Below are 24,780 nucleotides of genomic sequence, written 5' to 3'. Positions count from 1 at the left end.
GGTGCGATCTGGGAGGATTTGCCAATGACCATCACCCGCAGGCGCTTCATGACGACGACCGCGGCGACTGCTGCCGGCGTCACCGTCTTCGGCGGCCGCGCCTTCGCGGCGCTGCAGGCGCCCTCCAGCCCCGTCACGATCACGGTCGCGGACGTGGCGGGCAACCTCGCGCTCACGCAGGCGGCGATGGAGCGCTACACGGAGGCGAAGCCCGAATGGGCGAGCCGCATCGCCTTCACCAAGGCGCCCGCGCCCGAACTGCCCGGCAAGCTGCGGGCGCAGCAGGCGGCGGGGCGCGTCGATATCGACCTCGTGCTGACCGGCACCGACGCGCTCTCGGCCGGGCTCGACCAGGGCATCTGGACGGACCTGTCGCCCTACATGGCGGACCTGCCCAACCTCGAGAGCATCTACATTCCCCAGGCCTTCAAGATGCAGGGCATGGCGAAGAACCACGGCGTGGTGGTCTCCTACTACCCGTCCGGTCCCCTGATCGAGTACATGCCCGACCGCGTGCCGACCCCGCCCAAGACCGCGGACGAGCTCCTGGCCTGGACCAAGGCGAACCCCAACAAGTTCATCTACGCCCGCCCCGCCAACTCCGGCCCGGGCCGCACCTTCCTGATGGGGCTGCCCTACCTTCTGGGCGACAGCGACCCGCGCGATCCCGAGAAGGGCTGGGACAAGACCTGGGCCTACCTCGAGGCGCTGGGCCAGAACATCGAGTACTACGCGTCGGGCACGACGCAGACCATGCGCGAGTTCGGCGAGGGGACGCGCGACATCGTTGTGTCCACCACGGGCTGGGACATCAACCCGCGCGTGCTCGGCACCGTGCCGGCCGAGGCCGAGGTCGGAACGCTGCAGGGTTTCCATTGGGTGACCGACGCCCACTACATGGTGGTGCCGAAGGGCGTCGCGCCCGAGAAGCTCGCCGTCCTCCTCGACCTCATGAACTTCATGCTGACGCCCGAAAGCCAGGCCTACGCCTATGACGAGGGCTACTTCTATCCGGGCCCGGCGGTGAAGGATGTGCCCCTGTCCATGGCGCCCGAGTCGAGCCAGGCGGCGATCCAGGAGTTCGGCCGGCCGCAATACGACGAGTGGATCGCGGGCAATCCGATGGAGATTCCGCTCGACGCCGACAAGCTCGTCGCCGCCTTCCGCATCTGGGACGAGCGGATCGGCGCCAAGAAGGGCTGACGCTCTTCCCGTATCGCGGCGGCCCGCATTGACGCCGGCCGCCGCCCTTCCATGCCCGCCGCCCGGAGGCCGTTCGCGATGAATGCCCATTCCTCACCGACCCAGCCCGCCGGGCGGACCGCCTCGCCGCATGCCGACGGCGGCCGCCTGGAGCTCGTCGGCCTGCGCCGGGCCTTCGGCTCCTATACGGCGCTCGACGGGATCGATCTTGCGGTCGAGCGCGGCGAGTTCATTGCACTTCTCGGGCCGTCGGGCTGCGGCAAGTCGACGGCGCTCAACTGCATCGCGGGCCTTCTGCCGCTGACGGGCGGCGAGATCCGTCTCGACGGACGCCCGATCCACGAGCTGGAGCCCGAAAAGCGCGGCTTCGGCATGGTGTTCCAGAGCTACGCGCTGTTTCCGCACATGACGATTCGGAAGAACGTGGGCTTCGGTCTCGCCATGCAGGGCGTGCCGCGCGCCGAGGCCGACGCGCGGGTCGATGCCGCGCTCGACCTCGTTCGCCTGCGCTCCCAGGCCGACAAGCTGCCGGGGCAGCTCTCGGGCGGCCAGCAGCAGCGCGTGGCGATCGCCCGCGCGATCGTGATCCGCCCGCCCGTCGTCCTGATGGACGAGCCGCTCTCCAACCTCGACGCCAAGCTGCGCCTGGAGATGCGCGCCGAGATCCGCGCCATCCACGAGGCCATCGGCTCCACCACGATCTACGTCACGCACGACCAGGACGAGGCGTTGTCGCTGGCCGACCGCATCGTCGTCATGGCGAACGGCGTGATCCGGCAGGTCGGCGCGCCGGAGGACCTCTACGAGCGTCCCGCCCATGGCGACGTCGCCGACTTCATGGGCTTTCGCACGCGCATTCCCGCGCGCGTCCTCGATGCGGACGGCACGGTCGAGGCGGCGGGTGCGCGGCTGACGCTGCCGCCCGCGCGCGGGCATGCGCCGGGCTCGGCCATCTCGATTTCGGTGCGCCCGGAAGATCTGGTGGCCGGCACAGCGCAGGGCCTGCCGGCCGAGGTGCGCTCGATCGAATATCGCGGCCGTGCCTGGTTCGGATCGGCGGCGCTGGCCGACGGCACGCTGGTCTTCTTCCGCTCCGAGGGGCGTCTGGCGAGCGGACAGCGCGCGTCCTTGAGCTTCGATCCCGCGCGCACCCTCGTTTTTCCCGCCGAGGCCGCATGAGCCGCGCCGTTCTCGCATCGCCGCCTACGCGCGTCGCGCGGCCCTCGCTGCGGCTGCGTCTGGCGGCCCGGGGCATCGACGGCACGACGCTTCTCGTCCTTCCCGGTCTTGCGGCGGTGCTCGCGCTCTTCGTCTACCCCTTCCTCTACGGCGTCGTGGACTCGATCACGCCGGCGCAGGGCGCCTGGTACGAGAACTACCGGCGCTTCTTCTCCGACCCGTTCCTCTACGACACGATCGCCGCCACGCTCTGGCTGGCCCTGCCGGTCACGATCGTGAACCTTGCGCTCGCGGTGCCGATCGCCTTCCGCGTCCGGCTGATGCGCCGTCAGCGCCTTCTCACCACGCTCCTCGTGCTGCCGATCACGCTCGGCACGGTGCTGGTGGCCGAAGGGCTCCTGAACTTTCTCGGTCCGCGCGGCTGGTTCAACCAGTCCCTGATGCTGATCGGGCTGATCGACGCGCCGCTGCGTCTCACCAACAACTACTGGGGCGTCTTCGCCTCGCTGCTGATCACCGGCTTTCCGTTCGCCTTCCTGCTGACGCTGTCCTACGTCTCGGGCATCGACCCCGCGATCGAGCAGGCGGCGGCCACGCTCGGCGCCAACGCACGCCGGCGCTTCACGCGCATCTTCCTGCCGCTTCTGGTGCCGGGGCTCGCGGTCACCTTCTGCCTCGCCTTCGTGCAGGCTTTCGCGGTCTTCCCTTCGGCGGTGCTTCTTGGCGCACCGGCGGGTCCCACGCGCGTCATCTCGATCGCCGCCTATTCGGCGGCCTTCGAGCAGTACGACCATTCGCTGGGCTCGGCGATCGCCATCATCATGGGCCTCGTGCAGCTCGTCGTGGTCGTGGCCGTGCTCGGCCTGCGCGGCCTGTTCTATCGCGGCCCGGCCGGCGGAACGAAGGGGTGAGGCGATGATTCGCGATCAAGGCATCGGCTCCAAGCTCTGGCGCACCGCCGTCTGGGCGATCGTCGCCCTCTTCATCCTCAATCTCGCCGGCGTCATCGCCACCGTGGTGACGAACTCGTTTGCCACGCGCTGGCTCGGCACCTGGCTGCCGGTGGACTGGACGACGCGCTGGTACTTCTCGGCCTGGCGCGAGTTCCAGCTGACGGAGGTCCTCTCGGTCACCTTCCGCATCGTCTTCCTGGTCACGCTCCTGTCGGGCCTCATCGGCATCACCACGGCCTACGCGCTGGCGCGGCGCGACTTTCCCGGCAAGCGCTTCGCAATCCTCCTGTTCCTCCTGCCGCTTCTCGTTCCCCCGCTCACCTACGGCATCCCGCTCGCCACGCTTCTCTACCAGGTCGGCCTCGGGGGCACCTTCTGGGGCGTCGTGATCATCAACCTCGTGCCCTCGATCCCCTTCGTGGTGCTGGTGATGATTCCCTTCATCGAGCAGATCGACCCGCGCATCGAGGCGGCGGCCCGCGTCTTCGGCGCGGGCACGACGAGCCTCTTCACGCGCATCCTCCTGCCGCTTCTGCTGCCGGGCATGCTGGCGGCGCTGCTTCTCGTGCTGGTGCGCACGATCGCCATGTTCGAGCTGACCTTCCTGGTCGCCGGCCCGACCAGCCAGACGCTGGTGGTCTCGCTCTACTACGCGGTCTTCGCATCGGGCGTGCGCGCTTCGCAGTCGATCGACGCGATGGCGGTGGTGTACATGATCACGACCCTGTTCTGGCTCGTCCTGGCCCTGCGCTTCGTCAACCCGACGCAGATCGTGGCACGCGCCAAGCAGTCCCAGCCCGTGCATTGAGGCCTTGATGACCCGCCTGTCGAATACGACGCTCGACCGTCTTCCCGCCAAGGTGGCCAGACCGAGCTATGATCGCGCGAGCACCCGGATCGGCATCGTCCATCTCGGCCTCGGCGCGTTCCATCGCGCCCATCAGGCGGCCTACACGGACGCGGTTCTAGCCGGCGGCGACCTGGCCTGGGGCATCTGCGGGGTGTCGCTCCGCTCGCCCGAAACGCGCGACGCGCTCCAGCCGCAGGACGGGCTCTACACGCTTGCGGTCCGCGACGGCTCCGGCGACCGGTTCCAGATCGTCGGCGCGATCCTCGAGTCGCTGGTCGCGCCCGAGGACCCGGAGACCGTGCTCAAACGCATGAGCGCGCCCGAGACCCGCATCGTCTCGCTCACGGTCACCGAGAAGGGCTACTGCCACCTGCCTGCCACGGGGGAGCTCGACGAGGCGCATCCCGACATCCGCCACGACCTCGCGCAGCCCGAGCGCCCGAAAAGCGCGGTAGGCTTCCTGGTGGAAGCGCTGGCGCGCCGCCGTCGGGCCGGCATCGCGCCCTTCACGGTCCTGTCCTGCGACAACCTTCCGGCCAACGGGCAAACGGCAGGGCGTGTCGTGGCACGCTTTGCGGCGCTGCGCGATCCCGAGCTCGGCCGCTTCGTCCAATCCGAGGTCGCCTTCCCGTCCTCCATGGTGGACCGCATCGTGCCCGCCACCACCGACGCCGACCGCGCGCTCGTCGCCGAGGCGCTTGGGCAGGAGGACCGCTGGCCCGTCATGGCCGAGCCCTTCACGCAATGGGTGGTGGAGGACCGCTTCCCCGCGGGTCGACCGGCCTGGGACGCCACCTTCGTCGAGGAGGTCGAGCCCTTCGAGCTGATGAAGCTGCGTCTTCTCAACGGCTCGCATTCGACCTTAAGCTATCTCGGCTACCTCGCGGGCCACGAAACCGTCGCGGATGCGATGCGGGCGCCGGGCTTCGAGGCGCTCCTGCGGGGCTTGATGCGCGAGGAGGCCTCGCCGACGCTGCCGCCCCTGCCCGGCTTCGATCTCGCCGCCTATCGCGACCAGCTCATCGACCGGTTTCGGAACCCGGCTCTACGCCACCGCACCTGGCAGATCGCAATGGACGGCTCGCAGAAGCTGCCGCAGCGCCTGCTCGGCACGATCCGCGACCGGCTGGCCGCCGGGCAGCCCTTCGACCGTCTGGCGCTCGGCGTCGCGGCCTGGATGGTCTACGTGCGCGGCGCCGACGAGCGCGGCGAGGCGATCGACGTGCGCGACCCCCTGGCCCGGGATCTGGCGGAGGCGACGCGCGGGTGCCGCGAGGCAGCCGATCTCCTGGCGGCGTGCCTGCGCTTCGAAACCGTGTTCGGGCGCGACCTGCCGGCTTCGCCGGAATTCCGTGCGACGGTCGAGCGGGCGCTCGACGGACTTCTGCGCGACGGCGCGGCTCGGACCGTGGAACGCTTCGGAACGGTTTGACCGATCGCCGTCATGCCGAGCTCGGGGCATTCGGACCTTCGAGACCACAAAACCGGCTTTGCAACCATGGATTGCAATTTCGGTCCGATCTATTGTAGCGCGTGGAGCACCGCGACGCGGCAAGCCTGATCGGCTCGTGCCAACGCGTCGCTCCTCGGGACCCTGCCGATGCCGCCCGCCGCGATGCCAAGACCGATCTCACCGTCCCGCAGAGCCCTGTTGGCTTGGCTGATCGTGGCATCGCCCACCACCGCGGGGGCGATGTGCCTCGAAGTGCTTCCGCCGGCTTGCGCGTCCCGCGCAACCGGATTTGCCGCTCAGTTCGAGATCGACACCTGCCGCTAGGAGGTGACCGCCTTCCAGTCCGCGACCGCCGCGCTCGCGGACTGCCTTCAGGAAGCCGCCAACGAGGCCATCAGCACGGCGAACCGCGCGACCGACCGCTCCAACCAGACCGTGAAGGCGTTCAACGAACGTTTGCAGCGCAGCCGGACCGTGCCACAGGCGGACTGAGCGTCTCGCCGATTCAATCCTCACAGGACGAGCACGCCGCCCAGCGTGACGAGCGTGATGAACACCCAGCCGACGGCGCCCAGAGCCAGCGGTCGCAGGCCCTTGGCCCGCAGCTTGCCGATGTCCGTGCTCAGACCCATCGCGGCCAGCGCCATGGCGAGCAGAAACGAGGTCGCGGGCACGATCACCTCCCGTGCGCCCGCCGGCAGCGCGAAGAGGCTGTTGGCGACCACCATCGCGATGAAGCCGAACACGAACCAGGGCATGGGCGCGCGAGCGCCCGCCCCGCCCCGTCCGCGCGCGGCCATGGTCCCGATCAGGAGGATCATCGGCGCCAGGAGAAGGACGCGGCTGAGCTTGGCGACGGTGCCGAACTGCCCGGCCTCCTCCCCGCCCTGGAAGGCGGCGCCCACGACCTGCGCCACCTCGTGCACCGAGGCGCCCACCCACAGCCCGTAATGGGCGGCGTCCAGACCGAGTGCCGAGCCGGCGAGCGGCAGGAGCAGCATGGACAGCGTCCCGAACACCGTCACGCAGGCGATCGCATAGGCGACATCCTCGTCGCGCGCCCGCGTCACCGTGTTGGTCGCGATCACGGCCGACGCTCCGCAGATCGAGGTGCCCGCCGCGATCAGCTCCGCCAGCCCCCGCTCGACGCCGAGCAGGCGCCCGGCGAGCTTGATCGCCAAGAACGTGGAGACCAGCGAGACGACGATCAGCGCGAGCGCACCGAGCCCAAGATCGCCGATCTGCCGGACGGTCAGCTGCAGGCCGAGCAGCACGATCGCAAAGCGCAGGATGCGCCGCATCGAGAAGGCGACGCCGTCGGCACTGTTGGCGATGGGACCCACGACGTTGCGCAGCGTGATGCCGATCACCATGGCCACCACGAGCGGGCTGAGCGCCGGCATCTGCAGAAGGCGGGGAACGAGGATCGCGGCGGCGGCGACCGCACCGGTGAGCGCGACGCCTGGGAGAATGCGCGAAACGGACGCAAAGGCGTCGCCGGTGTGTCCGGCATGGGTCTGGATCGACATGGAAAGCCTGCCACCGAGCGGGGGAGCGTCGCAAGGCCAACACCTGCGGCGGATGGCCGACTATCGGCTTGTCCAGCACGTTTGATCCAATTAGTTCTTCTTGTCGGAACGATTTGTTCTTCCGAACGAAGCTTCATGACATTCGAGCAGCTCCGCATCTTCGTGGCCGTGGCCGAGCGCCTCCACGTGACCCAGGCCGCCAGCCATCTCAACCTGACCCAGTCGGCGGTCAGCGCCTCGATCGCGCAGCTCGAGGCGCAGCATGACGTGCGCCTCTTCGACCGGATCGGGCGCCGTATCGAGCTGACCGATGCGGGCCGCCTCTTCGTCCCGGAAGCACGTGCGCTTCTGGAGCGCATGGCGGAGACGCGTCATATCCTCGACGAGTTGGCCGACGAGGTGCGCGGCCAGATCCGCATCCATGCCAGCCAGACGGTCGCGAGTTACTGGCTGCCGCCGCACCTCCTGGCCCTTCGCACAGCCCACCCCGCGCTCGACATCGCGCTGACGCTCGCCAACACGACCACCGTCGCGGCCGCCGTCTCGGACGGATCGGCCGATGTCGGCTTCGTGGAAGGGAGCGTGCGCGAGGACAACCTTCTGCAGCGCGTCGTCGCGCGCGACGAGCTCGTGCTGGTGACAGGTCGTGCGCACCCGTGGGCCGAGGCCTCGGCGATCGAACCCTCGCGCTATGCCTCGCAGGGCTGGATCCTGCGCGAGCCGGGTTCGGGAACGCGGGCGGAGTTCGAGACGCATGCGCAGGCCGCCGGTGTCGCGCGTGAGGACTTGCGCGTCCTTCTGGAGCTTCCCTCCAACGAGGCGGTCTTGAGCGCGGTCGCGACGGGTCTGGGCGTCAGCGTCCTGTCGCGGCGCGCGGTGGCGAGCGCGGTCGCGGCGGGCGAGGTCGCAGCTTTGCCCGTGGACCACCCGCCCCGGCCGTTCACGGCGCTGACCCATCCCGAACGCCATAGAACGCGGGCCGTCGCGACCCTTCTGTCCCTGGTTTGCGCCTGAGACGTCCGGTCTATCCCGTCTCGCCAAGGGTCAGGGACCGATCCGTGAGCTGGCGCCAGATGTCTCGTTCGAGCCCACCCGTCGCGCCCAGCAGGCGGATCACCGTCACCTCCAGATCGCACGCGGGAAGGTGGTCCGACAGGTCGGCCAGCCGCCCCTCCTCGATCGCGCGCCGGGCCAGCGACATCGGCACCCAGGCGGGCGCGACGCCGGCCAGCGCCATCTCGCAGGAGGCGAAGGTCAGCGCCGTCTCGACCCGCGCCTCGAGCCGCAGGTCGCGGCGCAGCCGTGCCAGAACCGCCCGCTCCATGACCTGCCCCAGGAAGACGTCGGCGGGATAGCTGATGAAGGGCAGCTCTCCGGCTGCCAGGCGCTCTAGGAGCCACGCGACCCGGTCCGCCGCCAGAACCGGGACGAGCCGTTCGTCGCCGATCACCGCCGCCTCGACGAAGTCCGAGCGCACGGAATGGCTCGAACCCGGCAGCCGGTAGACGACCGCGATGTCGGCCTGGCGCGAGAAGAGCTGCGTCAGGCATTCGTCGAGGTTGGCGGACCGCAGGCGGAAGGAGGCGTCGGGCGCCGTGCGCTGCGCCCGCTCGATGATCAGCGACGTCATGGTCGCCGTCAGCGCGTGCTGGCTGACGATCATGATCCGGTTGGCCGAGAGCTTGGCACCCTGCTTGAGGTCACCGACGAGCTGGCGCAGGGCGTCCGTCAGCTCCTCGATCCGCGCGCGTTGCGCCTCGGTCGTCGGGCGCAGCTGCACGGGCTTGCGCGTACGGTCGAAGAGCTCGACGCCGACATGCTCCTCGATCTGCTGGATGCGCCGCGAAAAGGCCGACTGCGTCACGAAACGGCGCTCCGCCGCCTCGCTAAACGATCCCGTCTGCGCGACCGCCAGAATATCTTCGAGCCACTCCAGCCGCACGACCGCTCAATCCCTATGCAACATGCAGATCACGCATGTTTCATCCGCAAATTCGCATTTGTCGATCCGCTTTCGATCTGAAACAGTCTCCTTGTTCAAGTTTGGGATACGCGTCGCATGAACCTTGCCCGTTTTCCTCGCATCTTCCTGGCGCACCTGCCGACACCGCTCGAACGCATGGACCGCCTGAGTGAGGCGCTGGGCGGCCCCGAGATCTGGATCAAGCGCGACGACTGCACGGGCCTGTCGACCGGCGGCAACAAGACGCGCAAGCTCGAGTTCCTGATGGCCGAGGCGGTAGCGCAAGGGGCGGATCTCGTGATCACGCAAGGCGCCACGCAAAGCAACCACGCCCGCCAGACCGCCGCCTTCGCCGCCAAGCTCGGCATGGGCTGCCACATCCTCCTGGAGGACCGCACCGGCTCCAGGGACCCCAACTACAACCGCAACGGCAACGTCCTCCTCGACCACCTGCACGGTGCGACCACCGAGACGCGTCCCGGCGGTGCCGACATGGCGGCGGAGATGGACGCGGTCGCCGAGCGGCTGCGGGGAGAGGGCCGCCGCGTCTACGTCATTCCGGGCGGCGGCTCGAACCCGACCGGTGCGCTCGGCTACGTCAACTGCGCCTTCGAGCTCGTCGGCCAGCTCAACGACCGCGCGCTGCCGGTGGACCACCTCGTGACGGCGACGGGCAGCGCCGGCACCCATGCCGGGCTGATCACGGGCCTCAAGGCCATCAACGCGCAGATCCCGCTTCTCGGCTTCGGCGTGCGCGCGCCCAAGGAGCGCCAGGAGGCCAACGTCTTCGATCTCGCATGCCGCACGGCCGAGAAGCTCGGCTGTCCCGGCGTGGTCGCGCGCGAGGACGTGGTCGCCGACTGCGACTACGTGGGCGCGGGCTACGGCGTGCCGCGCGAGGACACGATCGAGGCGATCGCCCTGTTCGCGCAGCTGGAGGGCATCCTCCTCGATCCCGTGTATTCCGCGAAGGCCGCCGCCGGGCTGATCGACTACTGTCGCAAGGGCCGTTTCGCGAAGGGCGAGCGCGTCGTCTTCCTCCACACCGGAGGCTCGGCCGCCCTGTTTGGCTACGACGGAGCGCTGGACGCCATCCGTCCCGCCGCACCGGCGGCCTGAGAGGCTCGATGACCGCGCCCGTCCGTCGACCCGTCGGCATCCTGGGGGGCATGGGCCCCGAGGCGACGGTGCTTCTGATGCAGCGGGTGATCGCGGCCGTGCCCGCGCAGGACGACGCCGACCACGTTCCGCTTCTGGTCGACCAGAACCCGCAGGTGCCCTCGCGCATCCGCCACCTGATCGAGGGAACGGGCGAGGATCCCGGACCCGTGCTGGCCGCCATGGCGGCCCGCCTGCAAGCGGCCGGCGCGCAGGCCATCGCCATGCCCTGCAACACGGCCCATCACTTCGCGCCCGCGATCCGGCAGGCGATCTCCGTACCGTTCATCGACATGGTGGCGGAGGCGACGGCGATGGCGCGCGAGATGGCGGGCGCGGGCGGTCGCGTCGGCCTTCTCGCCTCGCCGGCGGTGCGCCGCACCCAGTTGTTCGAGCCGACCTTCGCCAAGGCCGAGCTGACCCCTGTCTATCTGGCGGACGACGACGCGCTTCTCGCGGTGATCCGCCGCGTGAAGGCGGACGGGCCGAGCCGGGCGGCGCGGGACGGGCTGGCGGAGGCCTCCGCACGCCTCGCCGGTGAGGGCGCCCGCATTCAGATGATCGCCTGCACCGAGTTTTCGCTGATCGCCGACGCGGTCGCGCCGGAGGCAGAGGCCTTCGACACGCTGGACTGCCTGATCCGCGCGATCGTCGGCTTCGCCGCGCCGGATGTGCGGGTCCGTAGCCCGAGGGGAGAGCCGACGTGACGACGGACACCACCGAGACCGCGCCCTGGCTCTGGGACGAGCCGACCTGGCGCGGGAAGGTCGACAAGGTGCGCGCCGGACGCTCGCTCGCCCCCGAGCGCTGGCCGAACGGGGCGCGCATGGCGTTCGCGGTCTCGTTCGATTCCGACCACGAGACCTTCGAGCTCAAGAACGGCGGCCGCTCGATCGGGCGCATGAGCCAGGGCCAGTATGGCGCGCGTCGGGGCGTGTGGCGGATCCTGAAGGTCCTCGAGCGACACGGCGTGTCCGCCTCCTTCTTCGTTCCCGCCGTCTCGGCGCTGATCAACCCGGACGAGATCCGCGCCGCGCGCGACGGCGGCCACGAGATCGGGATCCACAGTTGGATCCACGAGATGAACTCGGGCCTCGATCACGCGACGGAGCGCGATCTTGCCCTGCGCGCGGCCGACGTCCTGGAACGGCTGTCGGGCGTGCGGCCGGTCGGCATGCGCACGGCGTCCTGGGACTTCAGCCCCCATACGCTCGCCATCGTGCGCGAGATGGGCCTTCTCTACGATTCATCGCTGATGGCCGACGACGAGCCCTACGAGCTTCTGGAGAACGGCGAGCCGACGGGCGTCGTCGAGATTCCGGTGGAGTGGATCCGCGACGACGCCCCCTACATGGCGATGGATCGCGGCGGCGGGGCGCGGCCCTATGGCGGGCCCGCCATGGTGGCCGACATCCTGCGCCGCGAGCTCGACGTCGCCCATGCCGAGGGTGGCCTGTTCCAGATGACGCTCCACCCGCACCATGTCGGCCATCGCTCCCGGATCTTCATTCTGGAGGAAACCATTCTCCACGCCCGCGAGAAGGGAGACGTCTGGTTCTGCACCCATGCGGAGCTCGCGCGCTACTGTGCTGAAGAAGGCGGGCTCGCCCTCCCCTGATGCCGCGTCGCCTCCCGGACGCATCCCATCCGCCCTCCGCTCACCAGAAAGGTCGCACCGCATGAACCGCACGACACGAGGACTGGCCTTCGCAGCCGTTGCCGTCATGGCGCTGGTCGCGACCGGCGCGCAGGCGCAGACCAAGGACACGCTGACGATCGACCTGCCCGGCGAGGCCGCGACGCTCGATCCCCACCTCCAGTGGAACACCGAGAGCTACACGATCTACCGCAACATCTTCGACAACCTCCTGACGCGCGATGCCTCGGGCGAGATCGTGCCGCAGATCGCGACCAAGTGGACCTACGACGACGACACGACGCTGACCTTCACGATCCGCGACGACGTCACCTTCCAGGACGGCTCGAAGCTGACGGCCGAGGACGTCGCCTTCTCGGTGAACCGCATCATCGATCCGGCGCTGAAGAGCCCGCAGCTCTCGCAGTTCGACCAGATCCGGTCCGCCGAGGTGGTGGACCCCACCACCGTCCGCCTCACGACGAAGACGGCCTATCCCGCGCTTCTCGCCCAGCTCGTGAAGCTTTCGATCGTGCCCAAGAGCTATGTCGAGAAGGTCGGCGACCAGGAGTTCAACCTGAAGCCGCTCGGCAGCGGGCCTTACAAGCTCACCGAATGGCGGAAGGGCGTCGAGACCGACCTTGCGGCCTACGACAACTACTGGCGCGGCAAGCCGCCCTTCCCGCGCGTCGTGTTCCGCGCCGTGCCGGACGTGTCGACGCGCATCGCCGACCTTCAGACCGGCAAGGCCGACCTCGCCCGCGAGGTTCCGCCCGACCAGGCGGCCAGCCTCCAGAACGGCGCCGACACGCAGCTTCTCTCCGCGCCCACCGAGCGCGTCGGCTACCTCTACCTCAACGCCCAGGCCGGTCCAACCAAGGACGTGCGCGTGCGCCAGGCCATCGCCTATGCGATCGACCGGCAGGGCCTCGTGGACGCGCTGCTCGAGGGCTACGGCAAGCCCGTCAACATCGTCGGGGCCGAACCCGTCTTCGGCTACACGGCCGAGGTCGAGGGCTATCCCTACGATCCCGACAAGGCGATGGAGTTGATCAAGGCGGCCGGCGCCGAGGGCGCGACGGTCGAGTTCCTGACCTCGCCGTCCTACAACCGCGCCATGGTCGAGGCCATCCAGCAGATGCTGAGCGAGGTCGGCCTCAACGTCCAGATCTCCTCCAGCGACCAGGCGACCTTCCTGAAGCGGCGGCAGGGCGAGGCCGAGAATGCCGGCGGCATGGCGTTGGGCCTGTGGTCGTGCGCCTGCCAGGACGCCGACGGCATCATCTTCCCCCTGTTCCGCAGCGGCGGCATCTGGGCGAAGTACGAGAACTCGAGCTACAACGCGCTGGTCGACGAGGCGCGCAGCATCCTCGACAAGGACAAGCGCCTCGCCCTCTACCGCCAAGCCTACGAGATCCTGCGCGAGGACGTGCCGGGCATCGGCCTCTTCCAGGTCTATGCTCTCTACGGCGCGTCCAAGAAGCTCGAGTGGCAGCCCACAGCCAACGAGGCCATGTTCGTCATGGACATGAGCTGGAAGCAGTAGGCGGCGGCGCGCGACCATGCTGAGCTACGCCGTCCAGCGACTGATACAGGCGATCATCGCGATCTTCGGCGTGCTCACGATCGTCTTCGTCGTGATGCACCTGTCGGGCGACCCGACGCTGCTTCTGGTGCCCCAGGACGCCTCGGCCGAGATGATCGCCGAGCTGCGGCGCCAGCTCGGCTTCGACCGGCCGATCTCGGTCCAGTATCTCGACTATCTCGCGGGGCTCTTCCGGCTCGACTTCGGCCTGTCGGTCGTCCAGCGCGTGCCGGCGCTCGACATCGTCCTGTCGCGCCTGCCCTACACGATCCAGCTGGCGGCTGGCGCGCTTTGCATCGCGATCGGCGTCGGCATTCCCGCCGGCATCGTCATGGCGACCCGGCGCGGCACCGCGATCGAGCGGTTCCTCACTGCGGTTGTGGTGACGGGCCAGAGCGTGCCGACCTTCCTGTCGGGCATCCTCCTGATCTTCGTGTTCGGCGTCACCTTGCGCTGGCTGCCGACGTCGGGCTCGGCGGAATGGTCGGCCATGATCATGCCCTCCGTCGCGCTGGGCGCGCTCTCCATGTCGACGTTCGCGCGCATGACCCGTATCTCGATCGTCGACGAGCTCTCGAAGGACTACGTGCGCGCCGGGCGCGCGCGCGGCCTGTCGCAGCGGCAGGTCGTCCTGCGTCATGTCCTGCGCAACGCCGCGATTCCGGTGATCACGATCGCGGCGCTCGAGATCGGCAACCTTCTGGCCGGCGCGGTGATCGTCGAGACCGTGTTCGCCTGGCCCGGCATCGGACAGCTCGCCATCCAGTCCATCCAGTCGCGCGACTTCCTGGTCGTGCAGGTGATCGTGCTCCTGATCTCCTTCGTCTACGTCATGACCAGCGTTCTCGCGGATTTTGTCTATGTCGCGGTCGACCCGCGCATCCGGCTGGCGCGGTAGGGCGCCCGCATGACCGTCCCCGCCCTTGCCCTTCGCCGCCGCGCCCGACGCGTTCCCCTTTCGGTCGTCGCGGTCCTGGCGATTCTCGCCCTGATCGTCGCGCTGACGGTGCTCGCGCCCTACGTCGCGCCCTTCGATCCCAACCGGCAGACGCTTCTCGCACGCCTGAAGCCGCCGGGCTTTTCGTATCGCGGGGCGACCTACTGGCTCGGCACCGACGATCTCGGTCGCGACCTCCTGTCGAGGACGCTCACCGGCGCCGGCGTGTCGCTCGGCGTCGCGATCCTGTCGGTGGTCGTCTCGACGCTGGTCGGCGTCGCGCTCGGCATGCTGGCCGGTTGGTTCCGCGGCTGGACCGAGACCGTGATCATGCGCCTCGTCGACATCATGATGTCGATCCCCGCGATCCTTCTCGCGGTCCTGACTGTCGCGGTGCTGGGGCCCGGCTTCCTGAAGCTCGTGCTCGTGCTCGCCCTCACACGCTGGCCGCGCTACACGCGCGTCGCCTATGCGCAGACGCTGCAGGTGGCCAACCTGCCCTTCATCAAGGCCTCGGAGCTGGCGGGCGCGGGCGCGGGCCGCATCCTCTTCCGCCACGTCCTGCCCAACATCGCCGGGCCGATCCTGATCGTGATGACGGCCGAGTTCGGCCTGATGATCCTGTTCGAGTCGGGCCTCTCCTTCCTCGGCCTCGGCATCCAGCCGCCGTCCGCTAGCTGGGGCTCGATCATGAGCGTCGGGCGCCAGTACATCGAGCGCGCGCCCTGGATCGTCGCGGTTCCCGGCGTCTGCCTCTTCCTGCTCGTGTTTTCCGTCAACGTCGTGGGCGACTGGCTGCGTGACCAGCTCGACCCGCGCTCGCGAACCCGCTGAAGGACCGCCCGATGGAGTTCCAGAACAAGACGATGGTCGTGACCGGCGCCGCCGGCATCTTCGGCGGCTGGATCGCGCGCTACTTCGCCGAGCGCGGCGCCCGGCTCTGCCTCAGCGACGTGCGCATGGACGCATTGGAGAAGCGCGCCGCCGACCTCGAACTCGACGCTGCGACGACGCTGCTGCACGCGACCGAGCTCACCGACGACAGCTCCATGCTGGCGCTGGTCGGCCTCGTGCGCGAGGCGTGGGGCGCGCCCGACATCCTCGTCAACAATGCCGGCATCTACACCCGCTTCGACCTTCTCGACATGGCGTTCGAGGACTGGGACCGCGTGATGGGCATCAATCTGCGCGCGCCCTTCGTCCTGTCGCGCGAGATGGCCAAGCTCATGATCGCCGAGAAGCGCGCCGGCTCGATCATCAACATCTCATCGGGCGCGGCGCGCAAGATGAACCTGGGCTCGGTGCCCTACTGCCTTTCCAAGACCGCGCTGGAGCGCCTGTCCAAGGGCTTCGCGCTGGAGCTCGCCCATCACGGCATCCGCGTGAACGTGGTCGAACCGGGCTTTGCGCCGGGCAGCGAGGTCTCCGCCCTGAGCGAGGCCTATGTCGCCAACATGCTCGCCAACATCCCGCTCGGCCGCGCGAGCGGGCCGCAGGATGCCCCGTCCGCGATCGCCTATCTCTGCTCGGATGCCGCCGCCTTCATCACCGGCGCGGTGCTCAGCGTCGACGGCGGCAACTCGATCGGCACCTATCGCCGGCCCGAGCCGGCCGCGGCGACCTGATGGACGCGGGCGCGCGGGCGCAGACCGATCCGCTCCTGCGGGTCGAGGATCTCACCGTCGAGATCGGCGGCGCGAGCGTCGTGGACGGCGTGAGCTTTGCGGTGGAGGGCGGTCGGGTGCTGGCGCTCGTCGGCGAGTCCGGCTGCGGCAAGTCCCTCACCTCCTTTGCCATGCTCGGCCTGCTTCCACCCGCCGCGCGCCGCACCAAGGGGCGCATCCGGCTGGAGGAGACCGACCTGTCGGCCCTGTCGGAGCGCCAGTTCCGCCGCATCCGGGGGCGCGACATCTCGATCATCTTCCAGGAGCCCAGCGCCTCGCTCGACCCGTTGAGCACGGTCGGCTCGCAGGTCGCAGAGGCCTACCGGGCCCACCACAAGGTGTCGCTCAAGGAGGCCATGGCGGCGGCCCGCAGCATGCTCGCCGATGTCGGCATCCCCGATCCCGACCGGCGCCTCCACCAGTATCCGTTCGAGCTGTCCGGCGGCATGTGCCAGCGCATCATGATCTCGATCGCGCTGATCTGCGCCCCGCGCGTCCTCGTCGCCGACGAGCCGACCACCGCGCTCGACGTCACCATCCAGGCCCAGATCCTCGACCTCATGAAGCGGCTCGTCGCCGAGCGCGGGACGGCGGTCGTGATCATCACCCACGACATGGGCGTGGTGGCCGACATCGCCGACGACGTGGCGGTGATGTATGCCGGGCGCGTCGCCGAGATCGCGCCGGTGGATCGGCTCTTCGCGCGCCCCCAGCATCCCTATACCGCGCTGCTTCTGGCCAGCGTTCCCAAGCCCGGCCACCCGCCCAAGGCCGATCTCGCCACGATCGAGGGCATGGTGCCCGCCCCGCACGAGTTCGGCGCCGGCTGCCGCTTCACCGAGCGCTGCCCGCTCGCGGACCGGCGGTGCCGCGAGGAGCAGCCCCCGCTCTTCGAGCGCGGGACCCGCCATCGATCGGCCTGCTGGCACGCCGACCGCATCGCCGAGATCCGGGACATCGCCGCATGAGCGCGGCCGGCAACGTTCTCGACATGCAGGGCGTCGAGGTCCGCTTCGGCGGGCGCGCCTCGCTCCTGGGATCGGCCGGGCCGGTGGTGCGGGCCGTGAACGGCGTCGACCTCGCCATCCGCCGGGGCGAGACGGTCGCGCTGGTGGGCGAGTCGGGCTGCGGGAAGTCGACCCTGTCCAACGCCATCGTCGGCCTCCAGCCCGCGCAGGCCGGCACGATCCGTGTCGGCGGCGAGGAGGTGGTGGGGGCCAGCGCACGCCAGCTCCACGCCATCCGCCGACGCGTCCAGATGATCTTCCAGGACCCCGCGCTCTCGCTCGACCCGCGCTCCACGATCGGCGCGACCGTCGGCGAGCCGTTGCGCGTTCGGGGCATCGCCCGGGGACAGGCGCTGCGCGAGCGCGTCGGCGCGCTTCTCTCGCAGGTCGGCCTTCGGCCCGAGCACGCCGACCGCTATCCCCACCAGTTCTCCGGCGGCCAGCGCCAGCGCGTCGTGATCGCGCGCGCCCTGGCGCTCGAACCCGACCTCGTGATCTGCGACGAGCCGGTCTCGGCGCTCGACGTCTCGGTGCGCGCGCAGATCCTCAACCTTTTTACCGCGCTGCAGGCGCGGACCGGGGTCTCCTACCTCTTCGTCTCGCATGATCTCGGCGTCGTCCGGCACATTTGCGACCGCGTCGTGGTCATGTATCTCGGGCGCTTCGTCGAGATCGCGGAGCGCGACACGTTCTTCGCCGCGCCCAAGCACCCCTATACGCGCGCGCTGATGGCGGCGGTTCCCGAGGCCGATCCGGTCGTGCAGCGCGCCAAGCCGCGCTTTGCGCTGTCGGGCGAGCTGCCGAGCCCGACCGACATCCCGTCCGGCTGCGCCTTCCGCACGCGCTGCCCGCTCGCCAGCGAGATCTGCGCCAACGTGCGGCCCGAGCTGACGCCGCGCCCCGACGGCGCGCTCGTCGCCTGCCACCATGCCTGAGACTCCGACAGCCGTGACCCGTACCACGACAGAAACCATCGCCCTTCCCGGCCTCCGCGCACCGGCCGAGATCCGCGTCGACCGCTGGGGCATTCCCCATATCCGCGCGGACAGCGAGGCCGACCTCTTCCTCGCGCAGGGCTTCAACGCGGCGCGCGACCGGCTCTGGCAGATCGACCTGTGGCGCAAGCGGGGCCTCGGGCTTCTCGCCGCCGACTTCGGCCCCGGATACCTCGCGCAGGACCACGCGGCCCGCCACTTCCTCTACCGCGGCGACATGGACGCCGAATGGCGGAGCTATGCCGACGACACGAGAGCCATCTGCACGGCCTTTGCGGCCGGCGTGAACGCCTTCGTCGCCCTGTGCGGGCGAGAACCGCATCGTCTGCCCCCGGAATTCGCCACGTTCGGCACGAGGCCGCAGCGCTGGGAGCCCGCCGATGTCGTGCGCATCCGCTCGCACGCGCTGACGCGCAACGGCGTCTCGGAAATCCTGCGCGCCAACGTCAGCGCGATGGCGGGTGCCGAGACCGACCTCATGCGCTTCGAGATCGACCCGCCGGTGACCCCGCGCCTTGCGGGCGGCGTGACGGCCGCCGACGTGCCGCTCGAATGCATCCGCCTGTTCAAGCTGGCGACCGCGCCCGTCACCTTCGAGCGCGAGCGCCTCGACGCCACGCTCGCCGATGCCTGGGTCTGGACCGAGGTCACGGACCTCGGCGACATCGTCCGCCGCGCCGCCGAGGAAGGGTCCAACAACTGGGCCGTCCACCCGTCCCGCACGCGGAGCGGACGGCCGATCCTTGCCAGCGATCCGCACCGCGCCCACGCCGTGCCCTCCTTGCGCTACCTCGCCCATCTGGAGGCCCCGAGCCTCAACGTGATCGGCGCGGGCGAGCCGAGCGCTCCCGGCCTCTCGATCGGCCACAACGAGACGCTGGCCTTCGGCCTGACGATCTTCGGCGCCGACCAGGAGGACGTCTGCGTCTACGAGACGAAGGACGGCGATCCCGACCTCTACCGCTACGGCGACGGCTGGGAGCCGATCCAGCGCATCCGCGAGCGCTTCGCCGTGCGCGGGTGCGACGACCAGCACCTCGCCCTGTCCTTCACGCGCCACGGGCCGGTTCTGCACGAGGACGCAGGCCGCCGCCGCGCGGTGGCGCTGCGCACCGTCTGGCTCGTGCCGGGCTCGGCCGCCTATCTCGGCAGCCTCGCCTACATGCGTGAGCCGACGACCCGGGGCTTTGCCGCTTCGCTCGGCCATTGGGGCACCCCTTCCGTCAACCATGTCGCGGCCGATACGAGCGGCGACATCGGCTGGTTCACCGCCGGCTTCACGCCGCGCCGGCGCAACTGGCACGGCCTCCTGCCGGTGCCAGGCGACGGCACGCACGAATGGGACGGCTTCCTCGCGCCGGACGAGCTTCCCCGCGCACTGAACCCCGAGCGCGGCTTCGTGTTCTCGGCCAACGAGATGAACCTCCCGCCGGACCGCCCGGCGGATGCGCCCACCATCGGTCACGAATGGGCCGACGCGAGCCGTGCGCGGCGGATCGAGAGCGTCCTGCAGGCCGATCCGAGCCACACGCTGGAAGCCTCCATGGCGCTGCAGACCGACGTGCACTCGCGGCCCGCCGCCGTGCTCGTCCCCCTCCTCCGACAGATCGACGTCTCGGGGGAAGAGGTCGCCTCGGCGATCGCGCTCCTTGCGGACTGGGACCACCGGCTCGAGGCGGACAGCGCGCCGGCTGCCCTGTTCGAGGTCTGGTGGATGAAGCATCTGCGGCCCGCCGTTCTCGCGCGCGCCGCCCCCGACCCGGCGGTGCGCAAGCTCCTTCTACCGGGCGACTTCGACCGCATCCTCACCCACCTCCAGCGCGCCGAGCCGCTCTGGACGGCGCCCGAGCGCGACGCCCTGCTCCTTGTGACCCTTGCGGAAGCCTTTGCGGAGTGCCGGCGGCGCCTTGGCCCCGACTCCTCGCTCTGGCGCTGGGGCACGCTGCATCGCGCCCTGTTCGAGCACGAGGCGAGCGGCGTGAAGCCCGGCCCCGACACCAGCTGGGACGTCGGCCCCCTGCCGCTCGGCGGCAGCCGCTCGACGCCGATGCACGCCGCCTACCGGCTCGACGACTTCGTGGTGAACGCCGGCGCCTCGGTGCGGCTCGTCATGGATGTCGGGGATTGGGATGCGTCGGTCTGCATCAACGCGCCGGGCCAGTCCGGCGACCCCGCCTCGCCGCATTACGGCGACCTCGCGCCGCTCTGGGCCGAGGGCGCGTTCGTGCCGCTTCTCTACAGCCGCGCGCGCGTCGACGAGGCGACGCGCCACCTCGTCCACCTCGTTCCCGACGATGGGGGCGGCGCATGAGCCTCTCGGTCCAGGCCGCAACCGTCGACGAGGCCCGCCTTCTCGCAGACATCCACGCCTTCGTCGGGATCGAGACGCCGAGCCGCGACGCGGCCGCCGTGAACCGGCTGGCGGATCTCGTCGCCCGCAAGGCCGAAGGCTCCGGTCTTCTCGTGGAGCGGCGGCCGGGCACGATGGGGTTCGGCGACCATCTCGTCCTGCGCACGCCCCGCCCCGCTGGCGAGCGCGCACCGCGCGTCCTGATCCTCGCCCATATCGACACGGTGCACGCGGTGGGGACGCTGGCGGAACGCCTGCCCCTGCGCCGCGATGGCGACCGGCTCTACGGCCCCGGCGTCTACGACATGAAGAGCGGCGTCGCGATGGCGATCGAGGCCATGCGCCTCGCCACGGCGCACGGCCTGCCCCATCCGGTCGATCTTCTCATCGTATCCGACGAGGAGGTGGGATCGAAGAGCTCGCGCACCGCGATCGAGGAACTGGCCCAAGGAGCGCTCGCCGCGCTCGTGGCCGAACCGGCGCGCGACGGCGGCAAGATCGTCACGGCGCGCAAGGGCGTCGGCCTGTGCGACATCACGGTTCGGGGCCGCGCCGCCCATGCCGGGGTGCGCCCCGCCGACGGGCGCTCCGCGATCCGCGCCGCCGCGCGCCTCGTCCTCGACCTGGAAGCGATGAACGACGCCGCGCGCGGCATCACCATCACGGTCGGCACGATCCGGGGCGGCACGGGGCGCAATACGGTTCCCGACGAGTGCCGGCTCGAGGTCGACCTGCGCCTGCCCGACATGGCGTCGGCCGACGCCATCCTCGAGCGCATCCGCGCCCTGAAGCCCACCGATCCCGACATCCGCTACGAGATCGCGGCCGACCTCAACCGTCCGCCCTTCGCGGCCAGCCCCGCTGGCCTGCGGGTGTTCGGCGAAGCGGCCCGTATCGCGGATGAGCTCGGCTTCCCGCTGGAAGGGGTCGCGACGGGCGGCGGTTCGGACGGCAACTTCACCGCCGCCCTCGGCATCCCGACGCTCGACGGTCTGGGCGCCGACGGCGCGGGCGCCCATACGCTGGACGAGCATATCCTCGTGTCCAGCCTCGTGCCGCGAACCGCGTTGCTCGCCAACCTTCTCCTGCGGCTGCCGGGCACGGCCTGATCGACGGCTCCGCAGAGGGTCGTCGCTTCAGTCGCGCACGGGCGCGTGCGCGGAGCCCTGCGACGTCACGGAGCGCTCGATGCGCTCGCGGTCCAGAACGCCCGAGCGGCGCAGCTCGGCCTTCAGCTTGTCGATCGGCGGCGCGTAGAGAAAGCCGAACGACACGCAGTGATCGCGTCCCTCCACCGCATGGTGCAGCCGGTGCGCCTGAACGAGGCGTTTCGCATAGCCCTTGTGGGGAACGTACCGGAACGGCCAGCGCTGATGCACCAGCCCATCATGGGCGATGAAGTAGAGGAGGCCGTAGAGCGTGATCCCCCACGCGACCGCCAGAACCACCGGCGACAGGTAGTGGCCGAGAAAGAAGAGGCCGATCGCGAACACGCTGAACACGACCGCATAGAGGTCGTTCTTCTCGAACAGGCCCTCGGTCTCCTCGTGATGGGACTGATGCCAGCCCCAGCCGCTTTGCCCGTGCATGACGAACTTGTGCATGCCCCAGGCGAACCCTTCCATCGCGACCACGGTCGCCAGAACGATCAGGGCGTAGAGGAGCATGTCGAGGGTCATGGCAGCTCTGCTGTTGGGTCGTCGATCGGGACGAGTCCCGCCGGGCCACGATATGGCAAGGCTGGGCGCCCATGCCAAGCATAGTCCGCGCGCCCGATCCGCGCACGTACGGCCTCGCCGGCATCGCCCGATCGTGACCGCGCTTTCCGCGCAGCGCCTCATGCGCAGGTCGGAAGGATCTCCGGTTCGACAGGTCGTGCACCGGAAGGAGCGGCAATCGTAGCTGGGTGCGGTTGATCCGCATTCCAAACCGGTCCCGCGTCACCTATGCCTGAACGGGACGGTCGCCGGCTTCCGGATCGTCGACGCTTGCAGGATCGCGTATTGGCCCGTATCGCCGTTGTCTGCCCCGCCTTCTTCAGCCACCTGCGCGCCTTCGAGGCGCTCGGCGAGCAACTGGAGACGCTGGGGCACCATGTGGTCTTCCTGCTTCCCGAGGGGACCGAGCCGATGGTCCACAAGCCCGGCTTCGAGGTGGCGGGCGTCCCGCTGCCGCCCGGCTACGATCCCGAGGCGACCATCCGCCGCGCGGCGCGTCCGCGAGGGTTGCCCGGCATCCTGCGCACCGTCGGCGACAGCGCCGCCGTCACCGACGCCCTGTGCCGCCATGGGCCTGCGATCCTGCGCGAACGCGGGATCGACGCGATCGTCGCCGACGAGTTGGAGCCGGCCGGCGGCCTTCTCGCCCGCCACCTGCGCCTTCCCTTCGCGTCCATGGCGGCTGCGCTCCCGATCGAGCGCGATCCGTCCATGCCGCTCCCGTTCCTCGGCTGGTCGTACGACCCCACCGAGCGCGGCCTGGCGCGCAACCGCGGAGGCGAACTCGTGGGCGGCCTGTTGCTGGGCCGTCAGCGCCGGGTCATCCGCCGCTGGGCGCAGCACTTTCAGCTCGCCGAGATCCGCGACGACAGGGACTGCCTGTCGGACCGGCTCCGTTTGGCCCAGACCGTCGCGAGCTTCGATTTTCCCAGACCCGCGGATACGCTGCTGCGGCCGGTCGGGCCGATCCGCTCCACGACGCCCTCCCCCGGTCAGGCGTTCGGTGCCCCGCGCCAGTGCGATCGCCCCTTCGTGTTCGCCTCGCTCGGCACGCTCCAGGGCCACCGCTTCGAACTCTTCCGGTTGATCGCGGCGGCCTGCCGGGACCTTGGCGCGGAGCTCCTGATCGCCCACTGCGGCGGTCTCGATCCCGCGCAGGCCGCGCGTCTCGACGCCGACCATGTCGTCGACTTCGCCGACCAGATGGCGGCGCTCCGGCAGGCCGACATCTGCATCACGCATGGCGGCCTCAACACGGTTCTGGACGCCCTGGCGACACGAACGCCGATGCTGGCGCTGCCGATCGCGTTCGATCAGCCGGGCGTGGGCGCGCGCATCCGTCATCACCGGGTCGGCGAGACCCTTCCGGCCGGCCGGGCGACGCGGGCCGGCATCCGGACCCGGCTCGAACGCCTTCTCGCGGAACACGACGGCTTCGTGGCGGCCGCCGCGCCAATGCGCGGCGACATCGCGCGCGCGAACGGCGCCCGCAACGCCGCCGTTCTCATCGATGCGCTGGTTGCGCGGCGCTCCGATGCGGTTTCAGTGCCCGGCTTGGCCGCTGCCCCGCCGGTTGGCATAACGCCGCACGGCGCTGCTCTCGGCTAGATCTTGGCGTAGGTTGGCACTCATGGTTGACATCACCGCCGTGCGCGGCTCCGAACCCGACGTGTCGCGCGAACGTGGCGCGGCGAAGCGACCGGTGCTTCGTCCGTTCCAGGCCGCGATCGGGCTCACGCTCGCCATCGGCGTCCTGGTCTCGTGGATCGCGATCCATATCGGCACAGTGTTCCTCCTCGATCTCTCGTGGACCACGGCGCCGCTCGTCCCCGTGATCGTCGCGGTTCAATGCTGGCTGACCGTCGGCCTCTTCATCGTGGCCCACGACGCCATGCATGGATCGCTCGTGCCCGGCCATCGCCGGGTGAACGCGGGCATCGGCGCGTTTATCCTGACGATCTACGCCGGCTTCGCATGGCGCAAGGTGCGCAACGCGCACATGGCGCATCACGACGCCCCCGGCACCGCGGACGACCCGGACTTCTTCGTGGACGAGCCGGAGCGCTTCTGGCCCTGGTACCGCACCTTCTTCGCGCGCTACTTCGGACGGCGCTCGATCCTATTCGTCAGCACCGTGGTGACGGTGTACATCCTCCTGCTGGGAGCCCCGATCGCCAACGTCGTCCTGTTCTACGGAATGCCGTCGCTTTTGTCCTCGCTCCAGCTCTTCTACTTCGGGACGTTCCGGCCGCATCGGCATGAGGAGAGCGGCTTTGTGGATCGGCACAACGCGCGGTCCAACGAGTTCGGCTATCTCGCCTCGCTCGCCACGTGCTTCCATTTCGGCTACCACCACGAGCATCATGACCAGCCCTGGGTGCCCTGGTGGGGCCTGCCGGCCGAATGGCGGCGGAATGCGCAAGCGGCCGCCGACCGCCGCTAGGCGCGGAGGCGATCGTATCGAGGACGCCAACCGATGCGGCCTCGCCACCGACCCGGATCTGCCGCAGCGACGACGCGGGTGGGCCTGCCCATGGGCCTCGAAGGGTCCGGAACAAGCGTTCCTTGAGATGGGTCCGCCGTAAGCGGCGCTCGCAGTC

At 69.9% G+C, this 24,780-nt stretch carries 23 protein-coding genes; 20 read left to right on the top strand and 3 right to left on the bottom strand.

What is annotated here, in order from left to right; translation table 11 throughout:
• Nucleotides 1-24 precede the first annotated feature (24 nt).
• From BLQ76_RS06905 to BLQ76_RS22025, 6 genes are all read left to right on the top strand, one after another.
• The gene (locus BLQ76_RS06905) at nt 25-1,203 is read left to right on the top strand and encodes an ABC transporter substrate-binding protein (protein WP_090670877.1); all 1,179 of its coding nucleotides are present in this window, start codon (nt 25-27) and stop codon (nt 1,201-1,203) included.
• 78 nt (nt 1,204-1,281) lie between these two features.
• Nucleotides 1,282-2,382, top strand: a complete 1,101-nt coding sequence (locus BLQ76_RS06900; RefSeq protein WP_090670874.1) for an ABC transporter ATP-binding protein — start codon at nt 1,282-1,284, stop codon at nt 2,380-2,382.
• The gene (locus tag BLQ76_RS06895; RefSeq protein ID WP_090670871.1) at nt 2,379-3,293 is read left to right on the top strand and encodes an ABC transporter permease; all 915 of its coding nucleotides are present in this window, start codon (nt 2,379-2,381) and stop codon (nt 3,291-3,293) included. Before BLQ76_RS06900 ends, BLQ76_RS06895 begins: the two co-directional genes overlap by 4 nt.
• 4 nt (nt 3,294-3,297) lie before the next feature.
• Nucleotides 3,298-4,143 carry an ABC transporter permease gene (locus tag BLQ76_RS06890; protein WP_090670869.1) on the top strand — a complete coding sequence of 282 codons (846 nt, stop codon included), beginning with the start codon at nt 3,298-3,300 and terminating at the stop codon, nt 4,141-4,143.
• Nucleotides 4,144-4,150: 7 nt separating this feature from the next.
• Entirely contained in the window at nt 4,151-5,617 is a 1,467-nt protein-coding gene (locus BLQ76_RS06885) for a mannitol dehydrogenase family protein (protein WP_090670866.1), read from the top strand.
• A gap of 348 nt (nt 5,618-5,965) precedes the next feature.
• Nucleotides 5,966-6,130 (top strand): hypothetical protein, encoded by a 165-nt coding sequence (locus BLQ76_RS22025; RefSeq protein ID WP_170842502.1) that lies wholly within the window; start codon nt 5,966-5,968, stop codon nt 6,128-6,130.
• A 20-nt stretch (nt 6,131-6,150) separates the two neighbouring features.
• Here BLQ76_RS22025 and BLQ76_RS06880 read toward each other — a convergent pair whose 3' ends face one another.
• A complete protein-coding gene (locus tag BLQ76_RS06880; protein ID WP_090670863.1) occupies nt 6,151-7,167 on the bottom strand; it encodes a YeiH family protein in 1,017 nt (338 codons plus the stop codon).
• Nucleotides 7,168-7,302: 135 nt separating this feature from the next.
• Between BLQ76_RS06880 and BLQ76_RS06875 the strand changes: the two genes are divergently transcribed.
• Nucleotides 7,303-8,181 carry a LysR family transcriptional regulator gene (locus tag BLQ76_RS06875; RefSeq protein ID WP_090670860.1) on the top strand — a complete coding sequence of 293 codons (879 nt, stop codon included), beginning with the start codon at nt 7,303-7,305 and terminating at the stop codon, nt 8,179-8,181.
• 10 nt (nt 8,182-8,191) lie between these two features.
• Here the strand turns inward: BLQ76_RS06875 and BLQ76_RS06870 are convergent, their stop codons facing one another.
• Nucleotides 8,192-9,109, bottom strand: a complete 918-nt coding sequence (locus tag BLQ76_RS06870; protein WP_090670857.1) for a LysR family transcriptional regulator — start codon at nt 9,107-9,109, stop codon at nt 8,192-8,194.
• A gap of 117 nt (nt 9,110-9,226) precedes the next feature.
• Here BLQ76_RS06870 and cuyA point away from each other — a divergent pair, with 117 nt between their 5' ends.
• The 11 genes from cuyA (at nt 9,227) to BLQ76_RS06815 (ending at nt 21,571) form a co-directional block, all read left to right on the top strand.
• Nucleotides 9,227-10,249, top strand: coding sequence for a D-cysteate sulfo-lyase (gene cuyA / locus BLQ76_RS06865; protein ID WP_090670853.1), 1,023 nt, complete (start codon nt 9,227-9,229; stop codon nt 10,247-10,249).
• Nucleotides 10,250-10,257: 8 nt separating this feature from the next.
• Nucleotides 10,258-10,995 (top strand): cysteate racemase, encoded by a 738-nt coding sequence (gene cuyB, locus BLQ76_RS06860; RefSeq protein WP_090670850.1) that lies wholly within the window; start codon nt 10,258-10,260, stop codon nt 10,993-10,995.
• Nucleotides 10,992-11,906 carry a polysaccharide deacetylase family protein gene (locus BLQ76_RS06855; protein ID WP_090670848.1) on the top strand — a complete coding sequence of 305 codons (915 nt, stop codon included), beginning with the start codon at nt 10,992-10,994 and terminating at the stop codon, nt 11,904-11,906. Before cuyB ends, BLQ76_RS06855 begins: the two co-directional genes overlap by 4 nt.
• 61 nt (nt 11,907-11,967) lie before the next feature.
• Nucleotides 11,968-13,470 carry an ABC transporter substrate-binding protein gene (locus BLQ76_RS06850; protein ID WP_090670845.1) on the top strand — a complete coding sequence of 501 codons (1,503 nt, stop codon included), beginning with the start codon at nt 11,968-11,970 and terminating at the stop codon, nt 13,468-13,470.
• 16 nt (nt 13,471-13,486) lie between these two features.
• Nucleotides 13,487-14,407 (top strand): ABC transporter permease, encoded by a 921-nt coding sequence (locus tag BLQ76_RS06845; RefSeq protein WP_090670841.1) that lies wholly within the window; start codon nt 13,487-13,489, stop codon nt 14,405-14,407.
• A gap of 9 nt (nt 14,408-14,416) precedes the next feature.
• Entirely contained in the window at nt 14,417-15,280 is an 864-nt protein-coding gene (locus BLQ76_RS06840; protein WP_090670838.1) for an ABC transporter permease, read from the top strand.
• Nucleotides 15,281-15,291: 11 nt separating this feature from the next.
• Nucleotides 15,292-16,071, top strand: coding sequence for an SDR family NAD(P)-dependent oxidoreductase (locus tag BLQ76_RS06835; RefSeq protein ID WP_090670835.1), 780 nt, complete (start codon nt 15,292-15,294; stop codon nt 16,069-16,071).
• Nucleotides 16,071-17,078, top strand: coding sequence for an ABC transporter ATP-binding protein (locus BLQ76_RS06830; RefSeq protein ID WP_090670832.1), 1,008 nt, complete (start codon nt 16,071-16,073; stop codon nt 17,076-17,078). Before BLQ76_RS06835 ends, BLQ76_RS06830 begins: the two co-directional genes overlap by 1 nt.
• Nucleotides 17,075-18,052 carry an ABC transporter ATP-binding protein gene (locus tag BLQ76_RS06825; protein WP_090670829.1) on the top strand — a complete coding sequence of 326 codons (978 nt, stop codon included), beginning with the start codon at nt 17,075-17,077 and terminating at the stop codon, nt 18,050-18,052. Before BLQ76_RS06830 ends, BLQ76_RS06825 begins: the two co-directional genes overlap by 4 nt.
• A gap of 13 nt (nt 18,053-18,065) precedes the next feature.
• Nucleotides 18,066-20,423 carry a penicillin acylase family protein gene (locus BLQ76_RS06820; protein WP_244519499.1) on the top strand — a complete coding sequence of 786 codons (2,358 nt, stop codon included), beginning with the start codon at nt 18,066-18,068 and terminating at the stop codon, nt 20,421-20,423.
• Nucleotides 20,420-21,571, top strand: coding sequence for a M20 family metallopeptidase (locus BLQ76_RS06815; RefSeq protein WP_090670823.1), 1,152 nt, complete (start codon nt 20,420-20,422; stop codon nt 21,569-21,571). The genes BLQ76_RS06820 and BLQ76_RS06815 overlap by 4 nt, the downstream gene beginning before the upstream one ends.
• Before the next feature lie 27 nt (nt 21,572-21,598).
• Here BLQ76_RS06815 and BLQ76_RS06810 read toward each other — a convergent pair whose 3' ends face one another.
• Nucleotides 21,599-22,141, bottom strand: coding sequence for a sterol desaturase family protein (locus BLQ76_RS06810; protein ID WP_090670819.1), 543 nt, complete (start codon nt 22,139-22,141; stop codon nt 21,599-21,601).
• A gap of 324 nt (nt 22,142-22,465) precedes the next feature.
• On the opposite strand from BLQ76_RS06810, the gene BLQ76_RS06805 reads away from it, so the two are divergent.
• The gene (locus BLQ76_RS06805; RefSeq protein WP_090670816.1) at nt 22,466-23,788 is read left to right on the top strand and encodes a glycosyltransferase; all 1,323 of its coding nucleotides are present in this window, start codon (nt 22,466-22,468) and stop codon (nt 23,786-23,788) included.
• A gap of 22 nt (nt 23,789-23,810) precedes the next feature.
• Complete coding sequence (locus BLQ76_RS06800) at nt 23,811-24,623, top strand: fatty acid desaturase (RefSeq protein WP_090670813.1); 813 nt, start codon at nt 23,811-23,813, stop codon at nt 24,621-24,623.
• Nucleotides 24,624-24,780 lie beyond the last annotated feature (157 nt).

It is taken from the genome of Aureimonas jatrophae, assembly GCF_900104035.1.
GTDB lineage: Bacteria > Pseudomonadota > Alphaproteobacteria > Rhizobiales > Rhizobiaceae > Aureimonas > Aureimonas jatrophae.
The sequence above is the reverse complement of the archived record's forward strand: the minus strand, read 5'-3'. Positions and strand labels throughout refer to the sequence as shown.